Here is a 315-nt window from a genome sequence, read left to right on the forward strand (position 1 = left end):
GGATTCGCGCCGGTCGCGAAATCCGGGAGCGTCGCCGCCAACTGCGCGACGGTCCGCGCCTCCAGCGTCGCGAGCTCGAGCCCGGCGTCCTCGGCTAGGTCGGCGAGCAGGCCGGTGCCGCCTCCGGAGATCGACGAGACCGCCACCGCATCGGCCGTCGGCGTGATGCCGGACCCGAACAGCACCAGCAGCTCGCGGAACTCGTCGAGATCGCCGGCCTGCACGACGCCGCACCGACGCAACAGCCCCGCGAGAGCGGAGCCGTGCCCCGCGATCGCTCCGGTGTGCGCATGAGCCGCGTGCTGCGCCAACTCC

At 73.7% G+C, this 315-nt stretch carries 1 protein-coding gene; it reads right to left on the reverse strand.

What is annotated here, in order from left to right; genetic code table 11:
* A partial coding sequence (locus D9V41_RS17215) for a hypothetical protein (protein ID WP_208006946.1) occupies positions 1-315 on the reverse strand: 315 nt, incomplete at both ends.

Origin of the sequence: Aeromicrobium phragmitis (assembly GCF_003674095.1) — a bacterium.
GTDB classification, from domain to species: Bacteria; Actinomycetota; Actinomycetes; order Propionibacteriales; family Nocardioidaceae; genus Aeromicrobium; species Aeromicrobium phragmitis.